Annotated in this window: 23 protein-coding genes; 14 read left to right on the top strand and 9 right to left on the bottom strand. The window is 67.5% G+C overall.

Annotated elements, in window-relative coordinates; translation table 11 throughout:
* Window positions 1-109: 109 nt before the first annotated feature.
* Window positions 110-853: a diacylglycerol kinase family protein gene (locus V9G04_12035; GenBank protein MEI2713985.1), complete on the bottom strand. Its 744-nt coding sequence runs from the start codon at window positions 851-853 to the stop codon at window positions 110-112.
* Window positions 854-1143: 290 nt separating this feature from the next.
* Between V9G04_12035 and V9G04_12030 the strand changes: the two genes are divergently transcribed.
* From V9G04_12030 to purD, 3 genes are all read left to right on the top strand, one after another.
* The gene (locus V9G04_12030; GenBank protein ID MEI2713984.1) at window positions 1144-2433 is read left to right on the top strand and encodes an adenylosuccinate synthase; all 1290 of its coding nucleotides are present in this window, start codon (window positions 1144-1146) and stop codon (window positions 2431-2433) included.
* A gap of 60 nt (window positions 2434-2493) precedes the next feature.
* Window positions 2494-3318, top strand: a complete 825-nt coding sequence (locus tag V9G04_12025; GenBank protein ID MEI2713983.1) for an SDR family oxidoreductase — start codon at window positions 2494-2496, stop codon at window positions 3316-3318.
* A gap of 111 nt (window positions 3319-3429) precedes the next feature.
* Window positions 3430-4674 (top strand): phosphoribosylamine--glycine ligase, encoded by a 1245-nt coding sequence (purD, locus tag V9G04_12020; protein ID MEI2713982.1) that lies wholly within the window; start codon window positions 3430-3432, stop codon window positions 4672-4674.
* Window positions 4675-4678: 4 nt separating this feature from the next.
* Here purD and V9G04_12015 read toward each other — a convergent pair whose 3' ends face one another.
* Entirely contained in the window at window positions 4679-5383 is a 705-nt protein-coding gene (locus V9G04_12015) for a helix-turn-helix domain-containing protein (GenBank protein ID MEI2713981.1), read from the bottom strand.
* A gap of 154 nt (window positions 5384-5537) precedes the next feature.
* On the opposite strand from V9G04_12015, the gene purB reads away from it, so the two are divergent.
* Complete coding sequence (gene purB / locus V9G04_12010; protein MEI2713980.1) at window positions 5538-6956, top strand: adenylosuccinate lyase; 1419 nt, start codon at window positions 5538-5540, stop codon at window positions 6954-6956.
* A 161-nt stretch (window positions 6957-7117) separates the two neighbouring features.
* On the opposite strand, the gene V9G04_12005 is transcribed toward purB, so the two are convergent.
* Entirely contained in the window at window positions 7118-7426 is a 309-nt protein-coding gene (locus V9G04_12005; GenBank protein MEI2713979.1) for an antibiotic biosynthesis monooxygenase, read from the bottom strand.
* Window positions 7427-7487: 61 nt separating this feature from the next.
* Here V9G04_12005 and V9G04_12000 point away from each other — a divergent pair, with 61 nt between their 5' ends.
* The 6 genes from V9G04_12000 to V9G04_11975 all read left to right on the top strand — a co-directional run bounded on the left by V9G04_12000 (window position 7488) and on the right by V9G04_11975 (window position 12296).
* Entirely contained in the window at window positions 7488-8384 is an 897-nt protein-coding gene (locus V9G04_12000) for a phosphoribosylaminoimidazolesuccinocarboxamide synthase (protein MEI2713978.1), read from the top strand.
* On the top strand, window positions 8384-8830 hold the full coding sequence (locus V9G04_11995; protein ID MEI2713977.1) for an SRPBCC family protein: 447 nt from the start codon (window positions 8384-8386) through the stop codon (window positions 8828-8830). Before V9G04_12000 ends, V9G04_11995 begins: the two co-directional genes overlap by 1 nt.
* Before the next feature lie 10 nt (window positions 8831-8840).
* Window positions 8841-10406, top strand: coding sequence for a long-chain fatty acid--CoA ligase (locus V9G04_11990; protein MEI2713976.1), 1566 nt, complete (start codon window positions 8841-8843; stop codon window positions 10404-10406).
* Between the two features lie 125 nt (window positions 10407-10531).
* On the top strand, window positions 10532-11077 hold the full coding sequence (locus V9G04_11985; GenBank protein MEI2713975.1) for a hypothetical protein: 546 nt from the start codon (window positions 10532-10534) through the stop codon (window positions 11075-11077).
* Complete coding sequence (locus V9G04_11980; protein ID MEI2713974.1) at window positions 11074-11694, top strand: hypothetical protein; 621 nt, start codon at window positions 11074-11076, stop codon at window positions 11692-11694. Before V9G04_11985 ends, V9G04_11980 begins: the two co-directional genes overlap by 4 nt.
* A complete protein-coding gene (locus tag V9G04_11975; protein MEI2713973.1) occupies window positions 11691-12296 on the top strand; it encodes a hypothetical protein in 606 nt (201 codons plus the stop codon). Before V9G04_11980 ends, V9G04_11975 begins: the two co-directional genes overlap by 4 nt.
* On the opposite strand, the gene V9G04_11970 is transcribed toward V9G04_11975, so the two are convergent.
* Complete coding sequence (locus tag V9G04_11970; protein ID MEI2713972.1) at window positions 12229-13488, bottom strand: hypothetical protein; 1260 nt, start codon at window positions 13486-13488, stop codon at window positions 12229-12231. The genes V9G04_11975 and V9G04_11970 overlap by 68 nt on opposite strands.
* 83 nt (window positions 13489-13571) lie before the next feature.
* Here V9G04_11970 and purS point away from each other — a divergent pair, with 83 nt between their 5' ends.
* Window positions 13572-13853, top strand: a complete 282-nt coding sequence (gene purS, locus V9G04_11965; GenBank protein MEI2713971.1) for a phosphoribosylformylglycinamidine synthase subunit PurS — start codon at window positions 13572-13574, stop codon at window positions 13851-13853.
* Window positions 13850-14518 carry a phosphoribosylformylglycinamidine synthase subunit PurQ gene (purQ, locus tag V9G04_11960; protein ID MEI2713970.1) on the top strand — a complete coding sequence of 223 codons (669 nt, stop codon included), beginning with the start codon at window positions 13850-13852 and terminating at the stop codon, window positions 14516-14518. Before purS ends, purQ begins: the two co-directional genes overlap by 4 nt.
* A gap of 2 nt (window positions 14519-14520) precedes the next feature.
* Here the strand turns inward: purQ and V9G04_11955 are convergent, their stop codons facing one another.
* From V9G04_11955 to V9G04_11945, 3 genes are all read right to left on the bottom strand, one after another.
* On the bottom strand, window positions 14521-15849 hold the full coding sequence (locus V9G04_11955; GenBank protein MEI2713969.1) for a glycoside hydrolase domain-containing protein: 1329 nt from the start codon (window positions 15847-15849) through the stop codon (window positions 14521-14523).
* Window positions 15850-16048: 199 nt separating this feature from the next.
* Window positions 16049-16723 (bottom strand): hypothetical protein, encoded by a 675-nt coding sequence (locus V9G04_11950; protein MEI2713968.1) that lies wholly within the window; start codon window positions 16721-16723, stop codon window positions 16049-16051.
* Window positions 16724-16739: 16 nt separating this feature from the next.
* Complete coding sequence (locus tag V9G04_11945) at window positions 16740-18254, bottom strand: hypothetical protein (protein ID MEI2713967.1); 1515 nt, start codon at window positions 18252-18254, stop codon at window positions 16740-16742.
* A gap of 590 nt (window positions 18255-18844) precedes the next feature.
* Between V9G04_11945 and V9G04_11940 the strand changes: the two genes are divergently transcribed.
* The gene (locus V9G04_11940; GenBank protein ID MEI2713966.1) at window positions 18845-20059 is read left to right on the top strand and encodes a PQQ-binding-like beta-propeller repeat protein; all 1215 of its coding nucleotides are present in this window, start codon (window positions 18845-18847) and stop codon (window positions 20057-20059) included.
* 83 nt (window positions 20060-20142) lie between these two features.
* On the top strand, window positions 20143-22386 hold the full coding sequence (gene purL / locus V9G04_11935; protein ID MEI2713965.1) for a phosphoribosylformylglycinamidine synthase subunit PurL: 2244 nt from the start codon (window positions 20143-20145) through the stop codon (window positions 22384-22386).
* A gap of 236 nt (window positions 22387-22622) precedes the next feature.
* Here the strand turns inward: purL and V9G04_11930 are convergent, their stop codons facing one another.
* Both V9G04_11930 and V9G04_11925 read right to left on the bottom strand, forming a co-directional pair.
* Complete coding sequence (locus V9G04_11930; GenBank protein MEI2713964.1) at window positions 22623-23360, bottom strand: hypothetical protein; 738 nt, start codon at window positions 23358-23360, stop codon at window positions 22623-22625.
* The gene (locus tag V9G04_11925; protein MEI2713963.1) at window positions 23306-23863 is read right to left on the bottom strand and encodes an MFS transporter; all 558 of its coding nucleotides are present in this window, start codon (window positions 23861-23863) and stop codon (window positions 23306-23308) included. The genes V9G04_11930 and V9G04_11925 overlap by 55 nt, the downstream gene beginning before the upstream one ends.
* Window positions 23864-23892: the final 29 nt, after the last annotated feature.

Raw genomic sequence — 23892 nt, 5'->3', positions numbered from 1 at the left:
AGTTGAGGCATTCCGCCCCGTGGGTCGGTCAGCTCAACACCCGGTTTGTCCGCTATGCACCCGGATCGTTGGTGGTTGAGCGGACTGCAGTCCGCTCAACCACCGAGGGTCACGGGAGAACCATCCGGTACGCACCCCGCTCCAGCCGCCACGACTGCTGCCGCTCCGGCCCCTCGATCTCGCCGTCGGCCGAGCTGTAGAACTCGTCACCGCTGACCGACACCTCGGTCCCGCGCAGGTAGAGCACGTCGTCGCGTTCGGGATGCGTACGCCGGGCGAGATCCACGACGTAGCCCAACTTGGCCGTCGGGGTCACCGCCCGCGAGATCATCACGTCGACCTTGCCGTCCTCCGGGTCTGCTTCGGGGGTCAACTCGGCTCCGCCGCCCACGCTTACGCCGTTGCCGATCGCGACCATGAGCACCGGACGGTCCACGTCGTTGACGAGTTCGCCGTCGAGGGAGACGCTCAGCCGCAGGGAGGGTGGGATCAGCGCCGACTGCAGGGCGCCGAGGGGATAGCCGAGCTTGCCGAGGTTGACGTTGCCGACGCCGATCGAGCCGAGGCGCTCCTTCCAGCGCGCACCTCGCCGCGCGGCCTGGGCCCCCGCTCCGACATGGACGTTGTTGACGACCACCTTGCCGGTCGAGTCGACGAGCAGATCGACCGGGCGTACCTCGCCGTCGATCACCAGTCTCGCCGCCTCTTCGACCTCGAGCGGGATACCCATGGCGCGCGCGAAGTCGTTGCCCGTGCCCATCGGCAGCAGCCCGACAACGCATTTGGAGAGTTCGTTGCGACGATGCAAGGACGAGATGACGGCATGCAGCGACCCGTCGCCGCCGGCCACCACGACGCGTCGCGTGCCGCGCCGATGCAGTACGCCGTCGAGCTTCTCCCGGATTGGAGGTGCGAGCCACCTCCACCGAGGCTCGACTGCTCATCACCTCCACCGCGCGATCAAGCGCATCCTCGGCGGCGGTGCCGGAGTCGGAGTTGAGAATGACCAGCAACGGGTCCACCCGCCGGACAGTAGCCCAGCATTGGTAAACGCGAGGTGACTTGGCGCAGCGCCTATTTGATAGCGTCATCCGGGCTCACCCGGTGGGCTCTGTTCGGACGAGTTTACGAAGGGGGCCCGCAATGCCCGCGATCGTGGTGCTGGGTGCCCAATGGGGCGACGAGGGCAAGGGCAAGGCGACAGATCTGCTGACCTCCCAGGAGCAGATCGACTACGTCGTACGCACCAGTGGGGGTCACAACGCCGGTCACACCATCGTCGTCAACGGCCAGAAGTTCGCGACCCACCTGCTGCCCTCGGCGATCCTCACGCCGGGCGCGACCTCCGTCATCGGCAACGGTGTCGTCGTCGCGCCGGACGCACTGTTTCGCGAACTCGACGGCCTCATCGCGCGCGGGGTCGACGGCGTAGAGGAGCGGCTGCTCGTCTCCGCCAACGCCCACGTGATCGCGCCGTACCACCCCACCATCGACAAGGTCACCGAACGTTTCCTCGGCAAGAACAACATCGGCACGACCGGTCGCGGCATCGGCCCGGCGTACGCCGACAAGGTCAACCGCCTCGGCATCCGGGTCGCCGACCTCTTCGACGACAAGATCCTGCGCCAGAAGGTCGAGGGGGCCCTCGACGTCAAGAACCACCTGCTGACCAAGATCTACAACCGCCGCGCGATCGAGGTCGATGCGGTGATCGAGGAACTGCTGTCGTACGCCGACCGGTTGCGACCGATGGTCACCGACACCGGGTTGCTGCTCAACCGGGCCCTCGACGACGACAAAACGGTGCTCTTCGAGGGCGCCCAGGCCACCATGCTCGACGTCGACCACGGGACGTACCCCTTCGTGACGTCCTCCAGCGCCAGCGCGGGCGGGGTGTGCACCGGATCCGGGGTCGGGCCCACGCGCATCGACCGCGTCATCGGCGTGATCAAGGCGTACACCACGCGCGTCGGCTCCGGCCCGTTCCCGACCGAACTCTTCGACGAAGACGGCGAGAAGTTGTGGAAGGTCGGCGGCGAGGTCGGTGTCAGCACCGGTCGCGACCGTCGCTGTGGCTGGTACGACGCGGTGATCGCACGGTACGCCAGCCGGGTCAACGGCCTGACCGACCTGTTCCTCACCAAGCTCGACGTGTTGTCGACCTGGGAGAAGGTGCCGGTCTGCGTGGCGTACGACGTCGATGGGATCCGGCACGACGAGATGCCGATGACGCAGACCGAGTTCCACCACGCCAAGCCGATCTATGAGCACCTCGACGGCTGGTGGGAGGACATCTCCGGCTGCCGGACCTTCGCGGAACTGCCCAAGAACGCCCAGTCGTACGTCTTGGCGCTGGAGGAGATGTCGGGCACCCGGATCTGGGGCGTCGGGGTCGGCCCGGGGCGCGAGCAGACCCTCGTCGTGCGCGACTGACTACGTCCATCTGAGACGGGTGGTCGCGTGCGTACGGCGGCTTCGGTCAAGGTTGGCCTCATGAGTCGTCCTTTCAGCAAGCAGCCGCGCGACCTCGCCGGACTGAAGATCGCCATCACAGGAGGCGCGCGCGGCATCGGTGAGGCCACGGCCGAACGCCTGACCAAGGCGGGGGCCGACGTGATCATCGGCGACCGTGACCTGGAGGTAGCGCGCAGCACCGCCGAGCGGATCGGTTGTCGCGCGGCACCACTAGATGTGACCTCCGTGGAGTCGTGGGAGGCGTTCGCGGCGCAAGCAGGAGCGCTGGATGTGCTCATCAACAACGCGGGCATCATGCCGATCGGTCCGATCTTGGAGGAGCCGGCCGCGGTAGCGCACGCGGTCTTCGCGGTCAACGTCCACGGCACGATCAACGGCGTGAAGACGGTAGGGCCGGCAATGGTGTCCCAAGGCTCCGGCCACATCGTCAACATCTCGTCTGCAGTGGGACGTATCCCGGCTCGTGGCGGCGCGACGTACTCCGCCTCGAAGCACGCGATCGTCGGATTCACCGACGCGGTGCGCCAAGAACTCGCGCCGCACGGGGTGATCGTCAGCATGGTGCTGCCGTCGATCATCCGTACGGAACTCGCGGCTGGGGTGCCGGACACCCCCGGTGTGCCACCGCAGACGGCCGACGACGTGGCCGTGGTGATCGAGGACGTCCTGCGCAAGCCGGTCCCCGAGGCGTGGGTGCCACGGTGGATCCAGCCGATGTCTCGGCTCACCGGTGTCCTGCCGCGCGGAATCCAGGCCAAGATGATGGAGCGCGCCAAGGGCAACGTGCTCGATGAGGTGGATCCCACGGCGAGGGCGGCGTACGAGGAACGTGCGCGTGGCTGAGCGGGCGGACTCAGCCCCCGTTTTGTCCGCTCAGCCCCCGGTTCGCCGGGGGTTGAGCGCACCTGGGTCCGCTCAACCCCCGGCGACCGGGGCTGCGTAGGCTCGCCTCCCGTGAAGACCCTGATCATCGGCACCGGCGGCCGCGAGCACGCGCTGGCTCTCGCGCTGTCGCGCGAGCCGGGTGCGCAACTCCACGCCGCGCCGGGCAACCCCGGCATCGGGCGGCTCGCGACCCTGCACGACCTCGATCCGCTCGACGGTGTGGCGGTCGCCGCGCTGGCGCAGCAGATCCACGCCGACCTCGTCGTGATCGGCCCCGAGGCGCCACTGGTCGCCGGTGTCGCCGACGTCGTACGGGAGGCTGGCATCGCCTGCTTCGGCCCCTCGCGAGAGGCGGCGGTGCTGGAGGGTTCGAAGTCGTTCGCCAAGGACGTGATGGCAGCCGCTGGCGTACCGACGGCCAGATCGCACTCGTGCACCACCAAAGCCGAGGTCGAGGCTGCCCTGGACGACTTCGGGGCGCCGTACGTGGTCAAGGCGGACGGACTCGCGGCAGGAAAAGGGGTCGTGGTCACCGACGATCGGGACGCCGCGATCGCACACGCCGAGGGTTGCGATCGGGTCGTGATCGAGGAATATCTCGACGGTCCCGAGGTGTCGCTCTTCGCGATCTGTGATGGCGCGGCGGCCTATCCGCTGCAACCGGCACAGGACTTCAAGCGGATCTTCGACGGCGACGAGGGACCCAATACCGGCGGCATGGGGTCCTACACACCGCTGCCCTGGGCGCCCGAAACGTTGGTCGACGAGGTGCTGAGCAGTGTCGTCCAGCCGACGCTGGACGAGATGGCCGCACGAGGCACACCGTTCGCAGGCCTGCTCTTCGTCGGTCTCGCGCTCACCTCCAAGGGCACCCGAGTGGTGGAGTTCAACGCCCGCTTCGGTGACCCCGAGACCCAGTCGATCCTGGCGCTTCTCGACAGCCCACTGGGGCCCATCCTGTACGCCGCCGCAACGGGGCATCTCGCGGACGTGGAGCCGCCGAGATTCAAGCCGGGCGCCGCCGTCACCGTGGTGATGGCCAGCGCCGGGTATCCGGCGTCGAGCAGCAGCGGCGACGTGATCGTCGGCACCGAGACGCTCGACCGGGAGCCCGACGTGCACGTGCTCCATGCCGGGACCGCCGACCTGGTGGGAGAGTTGATCACCGCCGGAGGTCGCGTCCTGGCCGTCACCGCGACGGGTGCCGACGTGGCGGACGCACGCGCCAAGGCGTACGAGGGGGTCGCGTCGATCACCTTCCCGGGTGCACAGTGGCGCCGCGACATAGCGGCCCGCGCTGCTGGACTCTCCTGACCGCTCAGCCGACCACGGTCGCGCGTACGTCCGAGGAGATTTCTTCTTCGCGGGGTGCGATCACCATCGTCGGTCCGACCACCGCGAGGGCGGTGGGTGCTTCCAGTCCCAGCGCCGGCCAGGCCGACGCCACACACGAGAGCCCCTCGACCGACCACGCGTGCTCGACGACGACGTCGCCCGCTCGCAACCGGGCGATGAGGGGGAGCAGTTGCTCCCACGAACTGGGTGCGTCGGGGCTCAGCCCGGCCCAGTCGGCCGAGTCCACGGCTGCCTTGAGCGCCTGGTCGCTCAACTGCGACAACAATGCGACACCACCGGCGGTGCGTACGGCGTGGGCGAACGGTGCCGGTCGCTGCATCGCTTCGCGAAACTCCGGTCCCTGCCATGTCGCCAACGGCTGGGCCGACAGCCCGGTCAGTTTCAACGCGACCGCGGTGACGCCGAGTCGACGACCGATCCCGCCCACGATGTCGGTGACATAGCCCAGGATGTCGGCCGGGGCGCCCCAGCCCATGCCCAGGGCGCGCGGGCCCAGCACATACCGTGTCCCGGTGCGCTGCACCCAGCCCTCACGCGCGAGACCGGCGAGCACCCGGCTCACACCGGCCTTGTCGACGCCGAGCTCGCGGGCGAGTTCGGACACGCCGCGAGGCTCGGCCTGGATCAGTTCAAGAGCCGAGAGACCACGAAGCAGGCTCTGGGACATGCGGTCCATCCTCCCATGAGTGCATGAGATGAAACCTGGCGAGGCAAGGCAAACCCAAGGAAACGAGCGGCATCGCCAGATCACGGCCTGGTGAGGGCAGATCCGCCGACAGCCGGACCCGTCGCGAGCCAGGCCCGCCGATAGGCTGCGGGCTGTGACCGTTCCCAACGTCTTGGCCACCCGATATGCCTCCCCCGAGTTGCGTGGGATCTGGTCGCCGGAGCACAAGATCGTGCTCGAACGCCAGCTCTGGATCGCGGTGTTGCAGGCACAGAAGGACCTCGGCATCGACGTCCCGGACGAGGTGATCGCGGCGTACGAGCAGGTCGTCGAGCAGGTAGACCTGGCCTCGATCGCCGCGCGCGAGCAGATCACCCGCCACGACGTGAAGGCGCGCATCGAGGAGTTCTCCGCCTTGGCCGGGCACGAGCACATCCACAAAGGCATGACCAGCCGTGACCTGACCGAGAACGTCGAGCAACTGCAGATCAAGCAGAGCCTGGCGCTCGTGCGGGACCGGATCGTCGCGACGCTCGTACGCCTGGGGCGGCTGGCCGCCGAGCACGAAGCCACCGTGATGGCGGGACGTTCGCACAACGTCGCTGCCCAGGCCACGACCCTCGGCAAGCGTTTCGCGACCGTCGCGGATGAATTGCTGCTCGCCCTCGAACGTGTGGAGGAGTTGAGTGCGCGCTATCCGCTGCGCGGGATCAAAGGCCCGATGGGAACCTCGCAGGACATGCTCGATCTCCTCGACGGCGATGCGTCGAAGTTGGACGCGTTGGAACAGCGCGTGGCGCAGCACCTCGGCTTCGACCGGGTCCTGACCAGTGTCGGGCAGGTCTATCCCCGCAGCCTCGACTTCGATGTGGTCTCGGCACTGGTGCAAGTCACTGCGGCGCCCTCCAACCTGGCGACGACGATCCGGCTGATGGCCGGCAACGAGTTGGTGACCGAGGGGTTCAAGGAGGGCCAGGTCGGCTCGTCGGCGATGCCGCACAAGATGAACACCCGCTCCTGCGAGCGCGTCAACGGTCTCGCGGTGATCACGCGGGGCTACCTCTCGATGCTCGGCGAACTCGCCGGTGACCAGTGGAACGAAGGCGACGTCTCGTGCTCGGTCGTACGCCGGGTCGCCCTGCCCGACGCGTTCTTCGCCGTCAACGGCCTGTTCCAGACCTTCCTTACGGTGCTCGACGAGTTCGGCGCGTTCCCCGCGGTGATCCAGCGCGAACTCGACCGCTATCTGCCGTTCCTGGCCACGACCAAGGTGCTGATGGCGGCCGTACGCAACGGGGTGGGCCGCGAGGCCGCCCACGAGGCGATCAAGGAGGCGGCCGTGGGCACGGCCCTGGCGATGCGGCAGGGGCAGGCCGACAACGACGTCTTCGCCAAACTCGCGACGGACGAGCGCCTCGGCCTCACCCGTGAGCAGATCGAGTCACTGGTCGCCGCCCCGATCGAGTTCACCGGGGCAGCGGTCGCGCAGACGCAGGCCGTCGTACGCCGGATCGACAAGGTCGCCGCGCGCTACCCCGAGGCTGCGGCCTATCAGCCGGGTGCGATCTTGTGAGTCGACCGACCCGTCGGATAGCCGCACGGTCGCGGACGCGGCGATCCCCGGTTGACGTTCCGAACTAAGGCAGTTGGCGACTTCGGCGAGCGCCGCCACGCTCGGGCGCGGGCGGCGCTGGCCCGAACTGCCTTAGTTAGTAACGCCATGCCGCCGTCACCTCACGCGGTCGGGCGTACGTCCATCACCACGTCGAACTCCAGCAGGTCGGCGCCGGAGGCCACCGGCGTGCCGTGCTCGCCCTTGTGGGACGCGCGGGCGTCGCCGTCGCGCCAGGCAGCGTACGACTCCTCGTCCTCCCAGTGCGTCACGACGAAGTAGCGAGACTCGCCCTCCGTGGGGCGCAGCAGCTGGAAGCCGAGGAAACCCGGCGAGCCGTCGATGACCCCGGCGCGGGCGCCGAAGCGGCGCTCGAACTCCTCAGCCGCCGGAGCAGGGACAGTGATCGCGTTGATCTTCACGATGGCCATGCAGCCACACTAGGCCGCGTCCGGTCGGCGTACGTGTGCGGCCAGCAACTAGGCTCGATCCGTGGCCGAGCTCAGCATCCCTCCCGCGACGCCGATCACAGGCGCCACCCATCTGCACTCGGGGAAGGTCCGCGACCTCTACCGACTCGAGGAGGGGCCCTACGCCGGCAAACTGTTGATGGTCGCGTCCGATCGGATCTCGGCCTTCGATCACATCCTGAGCCCCGAGATTCCCGACAAGGGCGAGATCTTGACCCGGATGAGCCTGTGGTGGTTCGAGCAGGTCGCCGATCTGGTCCCCAATCACATCGTCAGCACCGAGGTGCCCGACGCCGTGCGAAACAGAGCGGTCATCTGCGAGCCGCTGGAGATGTTCCCGGTCGAGTGTGTGGCGCGTGGCTATCTCACCGGCTCCGGACTGCTCGACTACCAGGCGACCGGCGCGGTCTGTGGAGTCGACCTCCCCGCGGATCTGCGCGACGGCGACCGACTGCCGACCCCGATCTTCACGCCTGCGACCAAGGCCGCTTTGGGCGATCATGACGAGAACGTGGACTACGTCACGGTCGAGCAGACGATCGGGCGCGACGACGCTGCGATCCTGCGCGAGTTGACTCTGGCGGTATACGCACGCGCCGAGGAGATCGCGCGCGAACGCGGCATCATCCTGGCCGACACCAAGTTCGAGTTCGGCCGTCGCGGCGACCACGAGATAGTGCTCGCCGACGAGGTGTTGACCCCCGACTCCTCCCGCTTCTGGCCCGCCGACGACTGGCAGCCCGGGCGGGCTCAGCCGTCGTACGACAAGCAGATCGTGCGCAATTGGCTGCTGTCACCCGAGTCGGGCTGGGACCGCGCCAGTGACACCGCGCCACCCAGCCTGAGCGGCGAGGTCGTCGAGCGGACGCGCGCGCGTTATCTCGAGGCGTACGAGCGCCTCACGGGTCAGTCCTTCTGATGGCGACGGTCCGGTTCGCGACCGCCGTCGATTTCGCCCACCCGCCCTCCGTCGCGTTCAGATATCTGGTCGAGCCGCGCAATCGGCCCGAGTGGCAGGCATCCCTGCTCAGCGTGCGGCTGGACGACAAGTCCGAAGCGCCGCATCCGGGCATGCGATGGCGCGACACCACGATGGCCGGCGTCAAGCCGCACATGGAGATCACCGAACTCAAGCCATTTCGACTCTTCTCCGAGCAGGGGCGGTGGCGTGGCGTCACCGGGATCCTCACGCTTCGTTTCGTCGCGACCCCGACCGGGTCGCGAGTCGTCGCCGAAGGCGCGATCCACGGCAGCGGTGTCTGGTCGGCTCCGGCGCGAGCCGCAGGAGCGTTGGCCAGGCGTTCGATCCGATCCGACCTCAAGCGGGCGGACCGTGTGCTGACTGATCGGGGGCCGCGGGAATAGGTTTGGCTCCATGACCAACCTCGCCTCGCTGCTCGAAGACTCCGCCCGTGACTTTCCCGACCGCACCGCGGTGGTGCTCGGCGACCTGCGGTTGTCGTACGCCCAGGTCAACGGCGCCGCCAACCAGGTGGCCAACGCGCTCACCGAGCGCGGCATCGAGCCGGGCGACAAGGTCGCGCTGAGTTGTCCCAACCTGCCGTTCTTCCCGATCGTCTACTACGGCATCCTCAAAGCTGGCGCGACCGTGGTTCCGCTCAATGTGCTGCTCAAGGGCCGCGAGGTCGCCTACCACCTCGCCGACAGTGACGCGAAGGCGTACTTCTGCTTCCAGGGCACCCCGGAGCTGGCGATCGGTGCCGAGGGCTGGGCGGGATTCCAGGAGACCGACGCCTGCGAGGACTTCTTCTTGATCACCGTGGACCCCGCGGCCGATTCGCCGATCGAAGGCGCGCAGACGCTGGGGCAGGCACTCCACGGCAAGGCGCCGACCTTCGACACGGTGCCGACTGATGACGACGACACAGCCGTCATCCTCTACACCTCCGGCACCACCGGCCAGCCCAAGGGCGCCGAGTTGATGCACCGCAACATGATCAGCAACGCGAGCCTGGGCACCGAGCTCTTCAACGCCGATCCGCAGGATCCCGACACCTATCTCTGCGTGCTGCCGCTCTTCCACTCCTTCGGCCAGTCCGTGATCATGAACGGTGGTTTCGCGTACGGCGGGACGGTGGTCATGTTGCCCAGGTTCGAAGCCGTGCCCGCGCTGCAGTTGATGGACAAGGAAGGTGTCACCTTCTTCGGCGGCGTCCCCACGATGTACTGGGGCCTGCTCGGTGCGCTGGAGGACAGCGGTGTCGACCCGGCGAAGGTCAGGGCCAACCTGCGTGTCGCCGTCGCCGGCGGCTCGGCCCTGCCCGTCGAGGTGCACAAGGAGTTCGAGAAGCGCTTCGGCGTCGTGATCTTGGAGGGGTACGGGCTCTCGGAGACGTCGCCGGTCGCGAGTTTCTCGCGGCTCGGCGCGGCCGTACGCGTCGGGTCGATCGGCACCCCCGTGCCGGGTTGCGAGATGAAACTGATCAATCCCGAGCCGGGCGTACGGGAGGACCTCGAGGACGCGCCCGACACGGTCGGTGAGATCGCCATCAAGGGCGACAACATCATGAAGGGCTACTACCAACGCCCCGAGGCCACCGCCGAGGCGATCGTGGACGGCTGGTTCCGTTCGGGGGACCTGGCTCGCAAGGACGCGGACGGGTGGTACTACATCGTCGACCGCTCCAAGGACATGATCATCCGCGGCGGCTTCAACGTCTATCCCCGCGAGATCGAAGAAGTGCTGCTCACTCACCCCGACGTGTCGCTGGCCGCGGTGATCGCAGTGCCGCACGAAAGCCACGGCGAGGAGGTCAAGGCCGTTGTCATCCGCAAGCCTGGCGCCACCGTCACCGAGGACGAGTTGATCGCGTGGGGCAAGGAGCAGATGGCGGCGTACAAGTACCCCCGCATCGTGGAGTTCGTCGACTCGTTGCCGATGACGGCCACTGGCAAGATCCTCAAGCGCGAATTCAGCTGAGACCGGGGGCGGTTGCCGTCGGGTGCAACGGGCAGACTTGGGTCCGTGCCCACCCCGGATGCCGATGAGAACGAGCGCAGATCTGCTGCGTCGTGGCTGGCTGAGCGTACGCCGGGCCAGTGGGGATGGGTCTGCTCCTGATCGCCTTGGCGATCTCTGCGCCGTTCGGGGGTCTGGACCGCGCGGTGGATCGCACCGAGCACGACCTCGAGCCCGGCAATACGGTGACCGCTCGGCCGTTCGAGATCGAGATCGAGAAGGTGCGTCAGGTGTCGACGCTGGACCCCGTGATGACGCCCGACGAGGGCAACAAGATCCTGTGTGCGTTGGGCAAGGTGACCGTCGATGCCCAGCAGCCGGTGTTCGCCAAGACCCTCGCCGAGGCCGTGCTGTTCCAGGATGCGGGGGTGATCGACCCGCCGCCCGGTCAGATGCCCGCGACGGTCCTCTCGCGACAAGACGGCAGCCTGATCGACCTGTTGCAGCCAGGCGTCGAGTACGACGTCGCCGTCTGCGCCCAACAGGACGGAGCCTGGCAGCGTCGTCAGGTCCGAGTCGGCGTGGCGCAGTTCGACTTCCGTGACGACGAACGTTTCCGGCTCTTCACCAAGGAGTGGTACTACGACAAGCCGGTGCACAGCGGCGACTACGACGTGGAGATCCGGTCGTGAGGGCGGGCTGGCTGCGTACGAGCGTGCTGCTGGTCCTGGCGCTGGGACTGGGACGTTGGATCAACGCCACCTACTCGACCGAGCAACTCTCCGGTGACCCGTTCATCCGAGACGCCCGGGTTGGCACCACCGTCGAGTTGCGGTACGCGGACGTGACGGCCGACGAGGTGCGGTTCGCCCAGGAGTTGCGCATCGCGGGGTTGCCGAGTGTGCGTACGACGGGCACGTTCGTGTTGGTCGACCTCACGGTGCGGGCTCGCACGGAGCCGATGCGGATCGGTGGCCTGCAGATCCAGACCGATGACGGGCGCGAATACTGGCCGAGCTCGCGGTTGAGTTGCTATCCGGGGGTGGCGCCCACCGGGCTGGACTGGCACGCCACGGCCTGTTTCGAGTTGCCGACACGGGCGCTGGCGGGAGCGGTGCTGCTGGTCGCCAGGGGCGCGATCCCGGAAGGTGCCCACCGTCGTGACGATGTGGCGCGCGTCGACCTCGGCATCTCGCAAGTGGCCGAGGACGCTGTCGGGTCCCGGGATCCGGTGAGTGTGGTGGCCGTACGCGGTTCGTTCGACGAGCCCGACCGCCGCGAGCAGCCGCTGGAGGAGGTGACCCGGTGAACGACTCAGGATCCTGGTGGCGCCGCAATCTCTGGGGCCTGCTCGCGCTGCCGCTGGCGGCAGGAGTCTTCGCGGCGGGCGGTGCCGACCGGGTGCTCGATCTGCAGCGTGCCCAGAAGGTCACCGTGCAAGAACGCGTCGACGTGGGCGAGTGGGCGGAACTCGATTCGTCGTACGAGGACATCCTGGGCCGCATGCACCGCGAACTGCGGGTGAAGCTGGAGTCGGTCGGCAACGCCACGGCCGACGGCGACCTGGACTGGGTCGACCCGCCCGCGCAGGGTCGCGCAGTGGCGTTCAAGCTGCGTTGGGAGGCTGCGCCGGATCAGGTCGTGGCGGGCTGTCGCGCGTTCGTCTACGACGAAGAGGGACGTGAATATCAGGCGCTCAACCCTGCCGGTGTCGACTGCGTCCCCCTCGCCACGCCAGGGCCGTACGAACCCCTGCCGGGCGCGACCGAGCGTGACCCAGGACACGGTGATCCCCGGCCCGGCAGGTGGACGACGACCATCCGTTTGGTGCTGCCTGACGACGTCACCGCGCAGGTGCTGCGACTTCAGTGGACGGGTCCGGACGCGTTGGAGTTTCGTTTGCCCGGATGAGCCACTCGGTGGCGGCGGCCAGCAGGGCAGCGATGACCACGCTGGTCAACGCGAGCCCGAGGGAGCGTTCATAGGGCGCCAGCGCGATGAAGGAGTCGTACTCCATCGGCCCGAGGATGGCGCGCGACGCCAGGGGGACCAGAGCCGGCAGTCGGGTTGCGATCACGAAGGCGAGGCAGAACAGCAGCGCGGCACCGAAACCGCCACGAGTCAGCATCCGCAGGCCGTTGCTGAAGGCCGAATAGCGCTCTCGTACGTCGTCGGTGATCGGCGAACTCACCTGGGCGAGTCGGCCGAGTGGCCCGTTCTCGCGGCGATCGACGGTGGGAGTGGTCGGGGGAGTCAGCTTGTGTCCTAACACGATCGAGCCGAGCAGGAGCCAGGCGACCGGCACGACGATCACTGAGTCGAAGGAGGAGATCAGGTCCCAGGCCCACCTCAGCGGATCGGCAAACCATGAGCCCTGCGCCATCAGGGACTCGTAGCCGTCGAAGCCGTCAGCTACGAGCTTGCGGGTCGTGATCCAACTGAGCGCGTCGAACTTCCACACGACGAGCAGGTTGGCGACCTGTGCGGTGTAGTAGAACTCGACCAGCACGCCGGTGACGGCCAACAGGGCCCAGGGTTTGGAGCGCTCGGCTCGCGCAAGCAGCCACCGTACGACCCAGGCCCCGACCACGAGCAGCGCCACCACCCACCAGGCGTAGAGCCCGATGCGATCCGTGGGGTCGAAGTTCGCCTGGTTGGTGAAGACCTGATCGAACTCCGCGACCGAGGCGGAGTTCTTGAAGTACTGCAGGTCATCGTCGAAGAGGCCGAGCCCCACGTACACCCCGAAGAACGGCGCGAGCACGCTGGCCATCACATCGATCAGCCGCCGCTCGCGGTGCGTGGTGACGTCATCGGGGGCTTTGACCTCGCGCAACGTGCTGATCCGGGGGAGTCGGGAGCCGGCGATGATCACCATCACGATCAACGGCAACAGGAAGGCCAGCGGCGACATCGCCAGCAGGATCTGGGCGAGGAACGACTGGTGATCGCTCAACGCCACCGCAGCCCAGATCAGTGCCAACCGCAGACCTTGCCCGACCAAAGCCAAGGAGAGCAGCACGGGCCAGTGGTCCCACAGCACCCGACCCGCGGTGCGCAGCACCGTGAAGGCCGAGGCGAGACTCACGCGCAGAGTCGACACGGCACCATCCTTCCCGCATTCGGGCCCGCTGATGCTCGCGGACCCCGTCCACACCGCGAACGGCAGAACCCTAGACTGCCGCCATGGCACGGTTCGTCGTCGATGTGATGCCCAAGCGCGAGATTCTCGATCCCCAGGGCAAGGCGGTGCTCGGAGCCTTGCCTCGGCTGGGATTCGAAGGCGTGATGGACGTACGCCAGGGCAAACGTTTCGAGATCGAGGTGGAGGGCGAGCCCTCCGACGAGTTGCGCGAACGGGTCCGGTCGATGGCCGAGACGTTGTTGTCCAATCCGGTGATCGAGGACTACGAGGTCCATGCCGAAGAGCACACCGTCGCCGAGATCGCCCACGAGGAAGGCCGATGAAGGTCGGGGTCGTCACCTTTCCCGGCACGCTCGACGACGTGGACGCGGCTCGCGCCGTACGCCTTGCCGGGCACGAGTCGGTCTCGCTGTGGCACGGTGACGAGGATCTGCGAGGAGTCGACGCGGTCGTCTTGCCCGGCGGCTTCTCCTACGGCGACTACCTGCGTTGCGGCGCGATCTCGCGTTTCGCACCGGTGATGCGCTCGGTGATCGCGGGTGCTGAGCAGGGGCTGCCGGTGCTGGGGATCTGCAACGGCTTCCAGATCCTGTGCGAGTCCCACCTCCTGCCCGGAGCCCTGATCCGCAACGATCACCGCAAGTTCGTCTGCCGAGACCAGCGGCTGCGAGTCGACAACACCGACACGGTCTGGACGCGGGCGTACGAGCCGGGGGCGGAGATCACCATCGCGCTCAAGAACGGCGAAGGCGGATTCGTCGCCGACCAGCCGACGCTGGACCGGCTCGAAGGCGAGGGTCGGGTCGTGGTGCGCTACCTGGACGACAACCCCAACGGCTCGCTGCACGACATCGCCGGGATCGCCAACGACCGCGGCAACGTGGTGGGGCTGATGCCACATCCCGAGCATTCGGTCGAGGCGCTCACGGGCTCGGGAACGGACGGTCTGGGGTTCTTCACCAGCTTGCTGGAGACCGTCGCTTCCTGACGTCAGCGGCGTAGGACCCCGCGCTGAAGCAGCCGCCAGGTCTTGGGGGCAGCCACGCCCGTGACCTTGATTCGGGCGGCCGACTGCCAGGCACGCAAAGCCGCATCGGTGGCTGCGTCGAACGTCCCCGACACGGTCAGTTGGGCGTTCCCAGCAGCATTCAACGCCCGTTGCAGGCGGCGTACGGCCGGCCCAGCGGAGCCGACCTTCACGATGGTGCGGTCTCCGGCGGAGAGCAGGGCGACCCAGTGGGCTCGCTTCCAGTTCTTGCTCGCCGGGAATCCTCGGGATTGCAGCCAGGCCAGCGTCGTCTCTGGGAGCGCACGCTGCTTCAGGTGGCGTGGCCGGATCCGCTGCGACACTCCCTGCTCGGACAGCAGGCAGTTGAGCGCGGCGAGGACTGCCGGATCGGTGCTCGTACGGACTCGGCGATAACGAGCGAAATCCACCGCGACTCCACCACAGTGGGTCTCCGGCGCGGCGACCGAGCCAAGTCCCAGGTCGAGGTAGTTGGAATCGATGTTGATCGTGACGCCGCCCCAGGTTTCGTGGTGACCACCGCGGTATTGCTTCATTCGGCCGCCGGGTCGCCAGCCGTCGTCACGGATGTACGACGTCGAGGTGTTGGCGTACCCGTCCCAGCGCGCGATCCACACCTGATCGGGCAGCGCGAACTTCCCGGGACGCAGCACTCGCGCGTCATCGAGCATCTTGATGCCGGAGCTCGCGCTGGAATAGAAGCCGGCCACGTAGCCGCCCGCCTTCACCTGAGTCACCCAGGCAGAGGTGAAGCGCAGCGCCGACTCCCGGCAGTGGGTGTTCTTGATGTCGAATCCCTCGAGGTCGTACCAGAGGGTGCTGCCTGGCGCGAAGCCCAGCGCCTTGGCGTCCGCGACGCTCTGATTGCCTTCGAGTACGCCCTGGGCGGTCGCTTTGGCGTACGACCTATCGGCCCCAGGCGTCGGGTCGATCGAGTAGTCGTCGGAATAGCGCGGGAATCGGGCCAGGCACGAGGCCTGCGGGCCCAACGTGATCGGCAGCAGGCGCCAGCCCATGGCCAGGTTGCGCGCGACCCATTCAGGCGTGATGTTCGGCTGGTCGCGACAGGCGCGCGACTTCCCGGAGATGTAGATGCCCGCGGCCAGGAACGGCGAGAACTTCATCCACCGGTCCATCGCACTCTGGGTCGGTGCCAGGCACTGGTCGAAGCCGTAGCCGGTGATGTTGCCCGGAGTGACGGGATTATCGGCCTGTGCTGGTGGCCCCCACAGGGTGCTTGTCAGCGCGAGGCTTGCGCACGCGGCAAGGAATCGCAGCGGCAATCTGGGCATGGGGATTCTCCGGGTCGGCCAGCGAGGTAGCGAACACCGTAACCTCACCAGCCACTTTGGCCACAGCCGTCGTCGCGTTCAGCCGAGGAAGTCCGTGGCTGGGCGCAGCGTGGTTCCCTCCAGAATCCAGCCGCGAGCCGCCTTGGTCTGCGAGACGATCGAGAACGAGAACGGATAGTCGCAGTAGGCGGTCGACATGTCATACGTACGCTCCGGAGTGCCGCGGCCGTACCACACAGCCCGATCGCCGCTGCAGTCGCTTTCGGAGTTGTAGCGAGTCCCAGTAGAGCTCGAACATCTCGTTGATCGAGCGCCACCAGGTGTAGCGGACATACCCGGTGTCGTAGTCGTCGACCGGACACTCCCAGGAATCGATGGCACCCACCGACAGGTCGTCGCTGGGCCGTTGGAAACACGAGGAGTCGGTCGCCAGGTCAGGAAACACCCACATCAGGCCTTCCGTTCCGGTTGGCTCGCCGCAGGAGGATGCGTCCTCGGCGGTGGAGCCGTCCCAGCATTCGTAAGCGTCGGCGGTCGTGGTCTCCTCGGTGGGCTCAACCTCGGCATCAGGCGACGTGTCGTCCTCCGGGGTCTCCTCCGGGGCGGGTGTCTCACTGGTCGCCGTTGCGGGAGTGCCGTCATCACCGCGCTGTTGCCACAACCACCATCCGCCGCCGATCACAACGGCGATGAGCAGACCCGTCAAAGCGCCCACCAGGGCCATCAGCCCCACGCCGCTTCTGCGAACTGGTGGCGGCGCCGGACTATATGCGGCGGGTGGCGCGGCCACCTCTTGTCTGCGACCGCAGTTCTCGCAGAACGCGGCGCCAGTGGAGCGGGCGCCACAGTCCACACAGAAGTCATTCGCTGCCATGGGACCTCCTTCGACGTCAGCGGTCGGGCGAATCGGGACCGGCCGTCCAAGGCCCTGGTGGTGCTGCCTGGGGAACGGGTGTGGCGGTGCCCTGAAGATTCGCCATCAGCCGGGGCACGCTGGGCAACGCGAGGTAGATCAGCGCCGCGGTGGGGATGGTGAACAGCCAGGCCACGTCGCGAGCAAGGAGCGTGGAGGTGCCGTCCTGGTCCCGGAGTACGGCGACCACCACTGTCCAGAGCACCACAAGGACCGCGGAGATCACCATCGCGACCTTCCGGCCTGCGGAGCCTCTCAGTATCAGCGTCGCCGTGATCGCCATGGCTGTGGCGATCAGCGACAAGAACAGCCCGACTGCCTTGCCGGCGCTGGTGCTGGTGACATCGCCCAACAGGACGATGGAGAACGCCACGCTCAGGGTGAAGGCGATCGCACCGAGCATCGGGGTCAGCAGGAGCAGTTTGCCGGTGGCCACGAAGCCCGCCTGACGGTCGTACTGCCTGACTCGGGCGACGACCGGACGCGCGACCGCGAGTGCCGCAGCCGCCCCGATGGCAAGCACCCCACCCTGCAAAGAGTTCCACTTCTCCACGTCGTTCACCATCAAGAGGTCGTACCCCTCGAAGCTGTCGCTCCCCGGGCCGCGGGCCAGCAAGGAGACGCCTAGCACCGTGAAGCCGAGCACTGCCATCAGCACCGGCCCACCCGGGTGGGACGACAGCATCGAGAGCGCGGCCGGAACATGGACGATCAAGGTGACCACCAGCGTTCCTAAGATGATCCAGGCGAAGTAGTCCCAGCCCACGTAATCGCCGACGTCGCGGATCCCCCACAGGCCGAGCACGCTGTACCCCGCAGCGGACACCAACGCCAGAACGGCCGCAATCTTGGCCGCCGCCACCCATCCCGAGCCCCTGAGCGGATCGTCCTCGGTCTGGCGAGGCTGGATCGCAAGGAAGAGCCCGGCCATTGCCATGCCGACGCCGGTCCCGATCCCGCCCTCACCGAGGTCGTTGATGTTGATCAATTCGTTGCCCACCGCGAGCAGGATGCCCATTGCCAAGGGCAACCCGAGCGCGGCCTTGATCAGGCCGATGGCCGCGGGCTGTAGGCCCGGGGCGAGGAGGCGTACGTACGGCACCCCCAGGGCAAGCGCTGCGATCAGGACGCCGAGCACCACCCACCAGTGACCCGCCCCGTCGTCGTCAAGGTCCCACGGCATCGCCAGGCTGGCGAAGAGACAGAACAGCGCACCTGCGTCGCGCGCAAAGTCCGACCAGGAGAGTTTCTTGGCCAATGCCGAGAGGTCCGGCGTGGGGAGCGGGGCGTACGCCTGCGGCGGCGGCGCCTGGCCGGCTGACTGGTACCAGGGTTGATCTCCCGGCTGATCGCCGGGTTGGAATCCGGGTTGGCTTCTGGGTTGGCTTATGGGCGGTGGCGCCAATGGGGCTGCTGGTGGCGCTGCGGGTGCCGGTGCGGGAGCGGGCGGCGCAGCATCCCCGCGGGCTGCTCGGGTGGCGAAGTCTGACACCACGGTCTGCTCAATGGGAGCCGAACTCGGCGGCGTCGCGGGAGGGGACGGTGGCCGCTGAGCGGCCGTCGGAGGCGGCGCAGGCGCGGCGGGCGCAGTCGGTGCCGCGTTCGGAGCAGTCGCGACAGCGGGGGTGCCGCAACTGCCGCAAAAGCGGGTGCCCGTGTTGCGAGCACCGCAGTTTCGGCAGAATTGTTCCATGGGACGTCCTTCCGAGCGTGTAGTCGGAAGTTAGCCCGAGCCGCACCTGGACAGCCGTGGAATCCATCTCCGGCAGCCTCCCCTTTTTGGGGGTTCTTTGCGCTCATGGCCGGGATTTCGGTCCCCGTTGACGCTGACCTTGTGACGATGCGGTCGTGACGCACTGTCGAGGATGCGGGACCGAACTGGACCCGGGAACGCGCTTTTGTGGCCATTGCGGGACCCCTGTCGCCGAGGCGCCGGGGCAACCTGCCAGTGCGACGCCGAGAACACAGTCGCTCCTCGAGCAGGCCCAGCAACGGCAAGCCGCATATCAACAAGCCCCAGCCCAGCACGGTGGGTCCGTTCAGGGGCCTGCGCACCCCAAATCGCGCCGCGGCTTGGTGCTGATGCTGGTGGCGGGCGCCTTGGCCGCGGCCCTGGCGTTGGTCCTCGCCTTTACCGTGGTGCTCCCGAGGTTGACCGGGACGGACTCCAACGCCCCCGACGCGGTGGCGGCGCAGGCCCGTGGGGCGGACGAAGAACCGGAACGCGCGTGGAACTTCGCGGAGCCTGGAATGGGTGCCGGGAATGTGGTGTTCGGCGGGGACCGGATCCTCGTGGGGATGACTACCGTCGAGGGCGGCTCCAGCGAACTGATCGCCCTGGATGAGGACGGCAAGGAGAAGTGGCGAGCCTCGCAACCCGAGGGCTATCCCGAGTTCCAGTTCGTCGGCGGTGATGACCGAGTGCTGGTCAGTTGGTTTGAGGAAGACGCCGACACGATCACGGTGCAGTTGTTAGATGCCAGCGACGGTAGGGAGATTTGGCAGCAACGCTCGGTCGCTCCGACGGTCGTCGGGGATACGGCCGTGACCTGGGAGTACGTCGACGAGGGAGCGGTCCTGCACGGCATGGATCTCGACTCCGGCGAGCCCACCTGGACCTACGAAACAGAGCAAGTCTCGTTCAATCGGCACGTCCTCTTGGCGCTGGAGGACTCGACGATCACTCGGGTCGATCCCGAGAACGGCGAAGAACTCTGGTCGACTGATACCGAGTTGGACCTGGGCGAGGACTACGCGGTTGTCTCCGCATATGTGGGGGACACCGCGCTCGCGGCCAAGGGCGAGTACGAGGTTGCGGCGCTCGATCTCGACAGTGGCGCCATCTTGTGGGCCAAGCAGGATTCGGGCGTCAACAACGGCTTCTTCGGGGACCTGCTGATGCTTGAGAGCACCTCGGACGACGAGTACGAGGACGGCGAGGTCACCTTCTATGACCGAGAAGGCGAGGCGGTGGGCCGAGTCGTGGTCGACAGCGACGACTATTTCTTTGCCGAGCCCTTGTCCATCGAGGGCGACCCCTATCTGTACGACTCCGGGGGCGACCGGCTCATTGACGCGTCCCTCGAAGTCATCGACAACTTTGGCTCCTCGACAACCTTGACGGGTGTGTCCAATGGCTTCTACGCCCTGACTGACGGAGTCTTGGAGTTTCGAGACGTCGACGAGACGTCACCGAAGTGGAGCAAGACCCTGGGCGGGTCCAACGACTCGTTCGTCATCCGTCCGGTCGATGATCTGATCCTGGTGGTGAGCGACGACTTAACGGCGTACAAGTGACGAGATCCCGCGATCGCGAGCCAAGAGTCCGCTGAGCTCGGACGCCAGTCAGAACGCGGAGCGGGGCCGACTAGATTGGCACCGTGCTCGACACTGTTTCTGCCGCTGCCCAGGACCCCCACCACGAGCAGCCGTGGGCCGAACTCGGCTTGAAGGCTGACGAATACGACGAGATCCGCCAGATCCTCGGCCGTCGACCCACCAGCGCCGAACTCGCGATGTATTCGGTGATGTGGAGTGAGCACTGCTCGTACAAGTCCTCCAAGGTGCATCTCAAGCAGTTCGGCGAACTCATCCAGGAGACCCCGCGCGGGAAGATGCTGGCGGGCATCGGCGAGAACGCGGGCGTGATCGACATCGGTCAGGGCTATGCGGTCACGTTCAAGGTCGAGTCGCACAACCATCCGTCGTACGTCGAGCCTTATCAGGGAGCGGCCACCGGAGTCGGCGGCATCGTCCGCGACATCCTGGCGATGGGCGCCAGGCCCGTTGCGGTGATGGACCCGCTGCGCTTCGGCCCGCTCGATGCCGAGGACACCAAACGGGTGCTGCCCGGGATCGTCAGCGGCGTCGGCGGCTATGGCAACTGCCTGGGCCTGCCCAACATCGGCGGCGAGGCGGTCTTCGACGAGACCTATCTCGGCAATCCGTTGGTCAACGCTCTCTGCATCGGCGTCCTGCGCCACGAGGACCTGCACCTGGCGAAGGCGTCCGGAGCAGGCAACAAGGTGATCCTCTATGGCGCGGGCACGGGCGGCGACGGCATCGGCGGGGTGTCGGTTCTGGCCAGCGAGACCTTCACCGAGACCGGACCGACCAAGCGGCCCAGCGTCCAGGTCGGCGACCCCTTCATGGAGAAACTCCTGATCGAGTGCACGCTCGAACTCTTCAAGGCCGGCGTCGTCGCCGGCATCCAGGACCTCGGCGGCGCCGGGCTCTCGTGCGCGACCAGTGAACTGGCCAGCGCCGGTGACGGTGGCATGCATGTCGACCTCGAACTCGTGCCCCTGCGTGACCCCACGCTGGCGCCGGAAGAGATCTTGATGAGCGAGTCGCAGGAACGGATGATGGCGGTCGTCGAGCCCGCCGATGTCGAGGAGTTCCTGACGATCTGCGCCAAGTGGGACGTCGAGGCGACTGTGATCGGCACCGTTACCGACACCGGGCGCTTGCATATCGACTGGCATGGCGAGCGGGTCGTCGACGTGCCCCCGCGCAGTGTCGCGCACGACGGACCGACGTACGAGCGCCCGTACGCTCGCCCGGACTGGCAGGACGACCTCCAGGCGAACGTCCCCGACGGACTGTGGCGCCCGAGCACGGGCGACGAACTGCGCGAGAACGTGCTGCGGTTGGCGGGCTCGCCGAATCTGTGCGACAAGTCGTGGATCACCGACCAGTACGACCGCTATGTCCAGGGCAACACCGTGCTCTCACAGCCGTCGGACAGCGGGATGATCCGCGTGGACGAGGACACCCATCTCGGCGTCGCGGTCTCGACCGACTGCAACGGTCGTTTCGCGAAACTGGATCCGTACGCCGGTGCTCAACTCGCGCTCGCCGAGTCGTACCGCAACGTCGCGACGGGCGGCGCCACCCCGCTGGCGATCTCCGACTGCCTCAACTTCGGCTCGCCCGAGGACCCGGCGGTGATGTGGCAGTTCGCCGAGGCGTGTCGGGGCCTGAAGGACGCGTGCGCCGAGCTCGCCATTCCCGTGACGGGCGGGAACGTTTCGCTCTATAACCAGACCGGCGAGACCGCGATCCTGCCCACGCCAGTGGTTGCGGTGTTGGGCGTTATCGACGACGTACGCCGCCGTACGCCCACCGGATTCGTGGCGCCGGATCAGCCGATCGTGCTGCTGGGCGAGACGCGGGAGGAGTTCGGCGGCTCGGAGTGGGCGCACGTCGTGCACTCGCACCTCGGCGGGTTGCCACCGCGCGTGGATCTGCGCGCCGAACGAGCCCTGGCCACGGTGCTGATCGACGCGTCTTCGGCGGCGTGTGTGACCTCGGCCCACGACCTGTCCGACGGCGGGCTCTCCCAGGCACTCGTCGAGGCGGCGCTGCGGCGCGGGATCGGCGCCCGGGTGACGCTGGACGACCCGTTCGTGGACCTCTTCAGCGAAACTGCCGCACGCGCGATCGCTACCACCACCGACGAACGCCTCGACGCCCTGCTCACGATGGCGGGTGCGCTCGGAGTGCCGGCTCGCGTGATCGGGCGTACGGGCGGCAACGAACTGGTCGTCGAGAACCAGTTCGGCATCGGGCTGGACGAACTGCGTGCGACCTGGGCGGCCACGCTGCCGAACGCCCTGGCCTGACCTCGGTTGAGGAGCGGCCCACGGCCGCGTCTGAGAAACCGCGCCCACCCCGGTGGTTGAGGAGCGGCCCACGGCCGCGTCTCGAAACCACGTTCATGAGCAAGCGGATGTGACGGGCGCTCCCCGGCGTCGCCCGCCTCATCGGCTCGTGGTGCTCGCGACGCAACGCCCCCCCGGCGCTGCACCCCGCGTGCGTACAGGATGTTAGGCGGCAACGCCCCTGTCTGTCGGTAGGGTTAACCCCCCTGATCGGCGACTTGCGGCCACAGGTCCGGGCGCGGAACCTCGCGGATCGACCGGCTCGCGGTGACCAGGGTCGCGCAGATGGCTGATCCCGCGATCAGCGCCGCGATGGCGACTGCGCTGCCGTACGCATGCAGCAGCCAGCCGCCCAACAACGGAGAAAGCGGCAGCACCGACAACGCCAGGAACTTGGAGGCAGCCGAGACCCGGCCCTGCAGTGCATCCGGCGTGATCGCCATCCGATAGGCCGAGATCCCGGCATTTCCTGCGGGGTTGATCAACAGCAGCGAGAAGGTCACGGCGGCGACCACCGCGGGGGAGCCCCACCAGATCAGCGGGATCAGGGGAAGCGCGCTGAGCCAGGCGATCAGCACAGTGAGCCGCCCCGTTGCCAACCGCGAGACGATCGCCGGAGCGAGCGCGGCGCCGATAAGCCCGCCGGCGCCGGCGGCGGTCGAGACCAAGCCGATCGCGGTGGGGGCGTACCCCTCGGTGATCATCCGCAAGAACACGACGAAGAAGACGGCATCACCGAGCAGATTGTTGACGGCCGCCCAACTCAGCAGCACCCGGAAGAATGGCCGCTGCCACATCCAACTGAAGCCCTCGCGGATGTCGCGCCGCCACGAGGAATCGGCGGTGCGCGACGAAGGCCCTAGGTTCGTACGCAGTCTCGTCACGGTAAGGATCGCGACGGCATAACCACGGCGTCCACTGCGAAGGGCAACCATCGGCTCATCGTGTAGAGCACGCCGCCCAAGGGGCCGCCCGCCAGACTCGCCACATGCTGGCGAGCCTGCACCTGACTCAGCGCAGTCGGCAGGTCGTCCTGATCGACGATGGTGCGGATCGCGCTGGCCTGTGCGGGGTCCATCAGTCCGTTTGCGCAGCCCATGGCCAAGGCAGCCAGCATCAGGTGGGGCAGTGTCAGAGCGTCGAGTCCCGCGCTGACCGCCAGTGAGGCCGCCGCCAGCAGGCCCAGAGCGCTGGCGTTGCGCATCAACCGTTGCCGGTCGACCCGGTCGGCGATCACGCCTCCGGGGAGCAGGGTGCCGACCCAGCCGAGCAGGAACGCGGCTTCGACCCAGGCTGCGGCGACCACTGAGCCGGTGACTGCATAGGTCACGAGTGGGAACGCGAACCCGGTGACCTTGGCGCCGAGTTCGCTGACTGTGTCGCCCCACCACAACAAGGTGAAGTCGCGGTTGCGAGCGAGCGCTCTGAAGCCGGGCACGTTCACCACAGTAGTTGCGCAAGATTCAT

Source organism: Nocardioides sp., from assembly GCA_037045645.1.
Taxonomy (GTDB): domain Bacteria; phylum Actinomycetota; class Actinomycetes; order Propionibacteriales; family Nocardioidaceae; genus Nocardioides.
The sequence above is the reverse complement of the archived record's forward strand: the minus strand, read 5'-3'. Positions and strand labels throughout refer to the sequence as shown.

Bases quoted from the DNA above. Each gene is read 5' to 3' on its own strand.
- V9G04_12030 (MEI2713984.1), top strand. From the start codon at position 1,144: ATGCCCGCGATCGTGGTGCTGGGTGCCCAATGGGGCGACGAGGGCAAG.
- V9G04_12025 (MEI2713983.1), top strand. From the start codon at position 2,494: ATGAGTCGTCCTTTCAGCAAGCAGCCGCGCGACCTCGCCGGACTGAAG.
- V9G04_12015 (MEI2713981.1), bottom strand. From the start codon at position 5,383: ATGTCCCAGAGCCTGCTTCGTGGTCTCTCGGCTCTTGAACTGATCCAG.
- V9G04_12005 (MEI2713979.1), bottom strand. From the start codon at position 7,426: ATGGCCATCGTGAAGATCAACGCGATCACTGTCCCTGCTCCGGCGGCT.
- V9G04_11995 (MEI2713977.1), top strand. From the start codon at position 8,384: ATGGCGACGGTCCGGTTCGCGACCGCCGTCGATTTCGCCCACCCGCCC.
- V9G04_11990 (MEI2713976.1), top strand. From the start codon at position 8,841: ATGACCAACCTCGCCTCGCTGCTCGAAGACTCCGCCCGTGACTTTCCC.
- V9G04_11985 (MEI2713975.1), top strand. From the start codon at position 10,532: ATGGGTCTGCTCCTGATCGCCTTGGCGATCTCTGCGCCGTTCGGGGGT.
- purS (MEI2713971.1), top strand. From the start codon at position 13,572: ATGGCACGGTTCGTCGTCGATGTGATGCCCAAGCGCGAGATTCTCGAT.
- purQ (MEI2713970.1), top strand. From the start codon at position 13,850: ATGAAGGTCGGGGTCGTCACCTTTCCCGGCACGCTCGACGACGTGGAC.
- V9G04_11955 (MEI2713969.1), bottom strand. From the start codon at position 15,849: ATGCCCAGATTGCCGCTGCGATTCCTTGCCGCGTGCGCAAGCCTCGCG.
- V9G04_11950 (MEI2713968.1), bottom strand. From the start codon at position 16,723: ATGGCAGCGAATGACTTCTGTGTGGACTGTGGCGCCCGCTCCACTGGC.
- V9G04_11940 (MEI2713966.1), top strand. From the start codon at position 18,845: ATGCTGGTGGCGGGCGCCTTGGCCGCGGCCCTGGCGTTGGTCCTCGCC.
- V9G04_11930 (MEI2713964.1), bottom strand. From the start codon at position 23,360: ATGGTTGCCCTTCGCAGTGGACGCCGTGGTTATGCCGTCGCGATCCTT.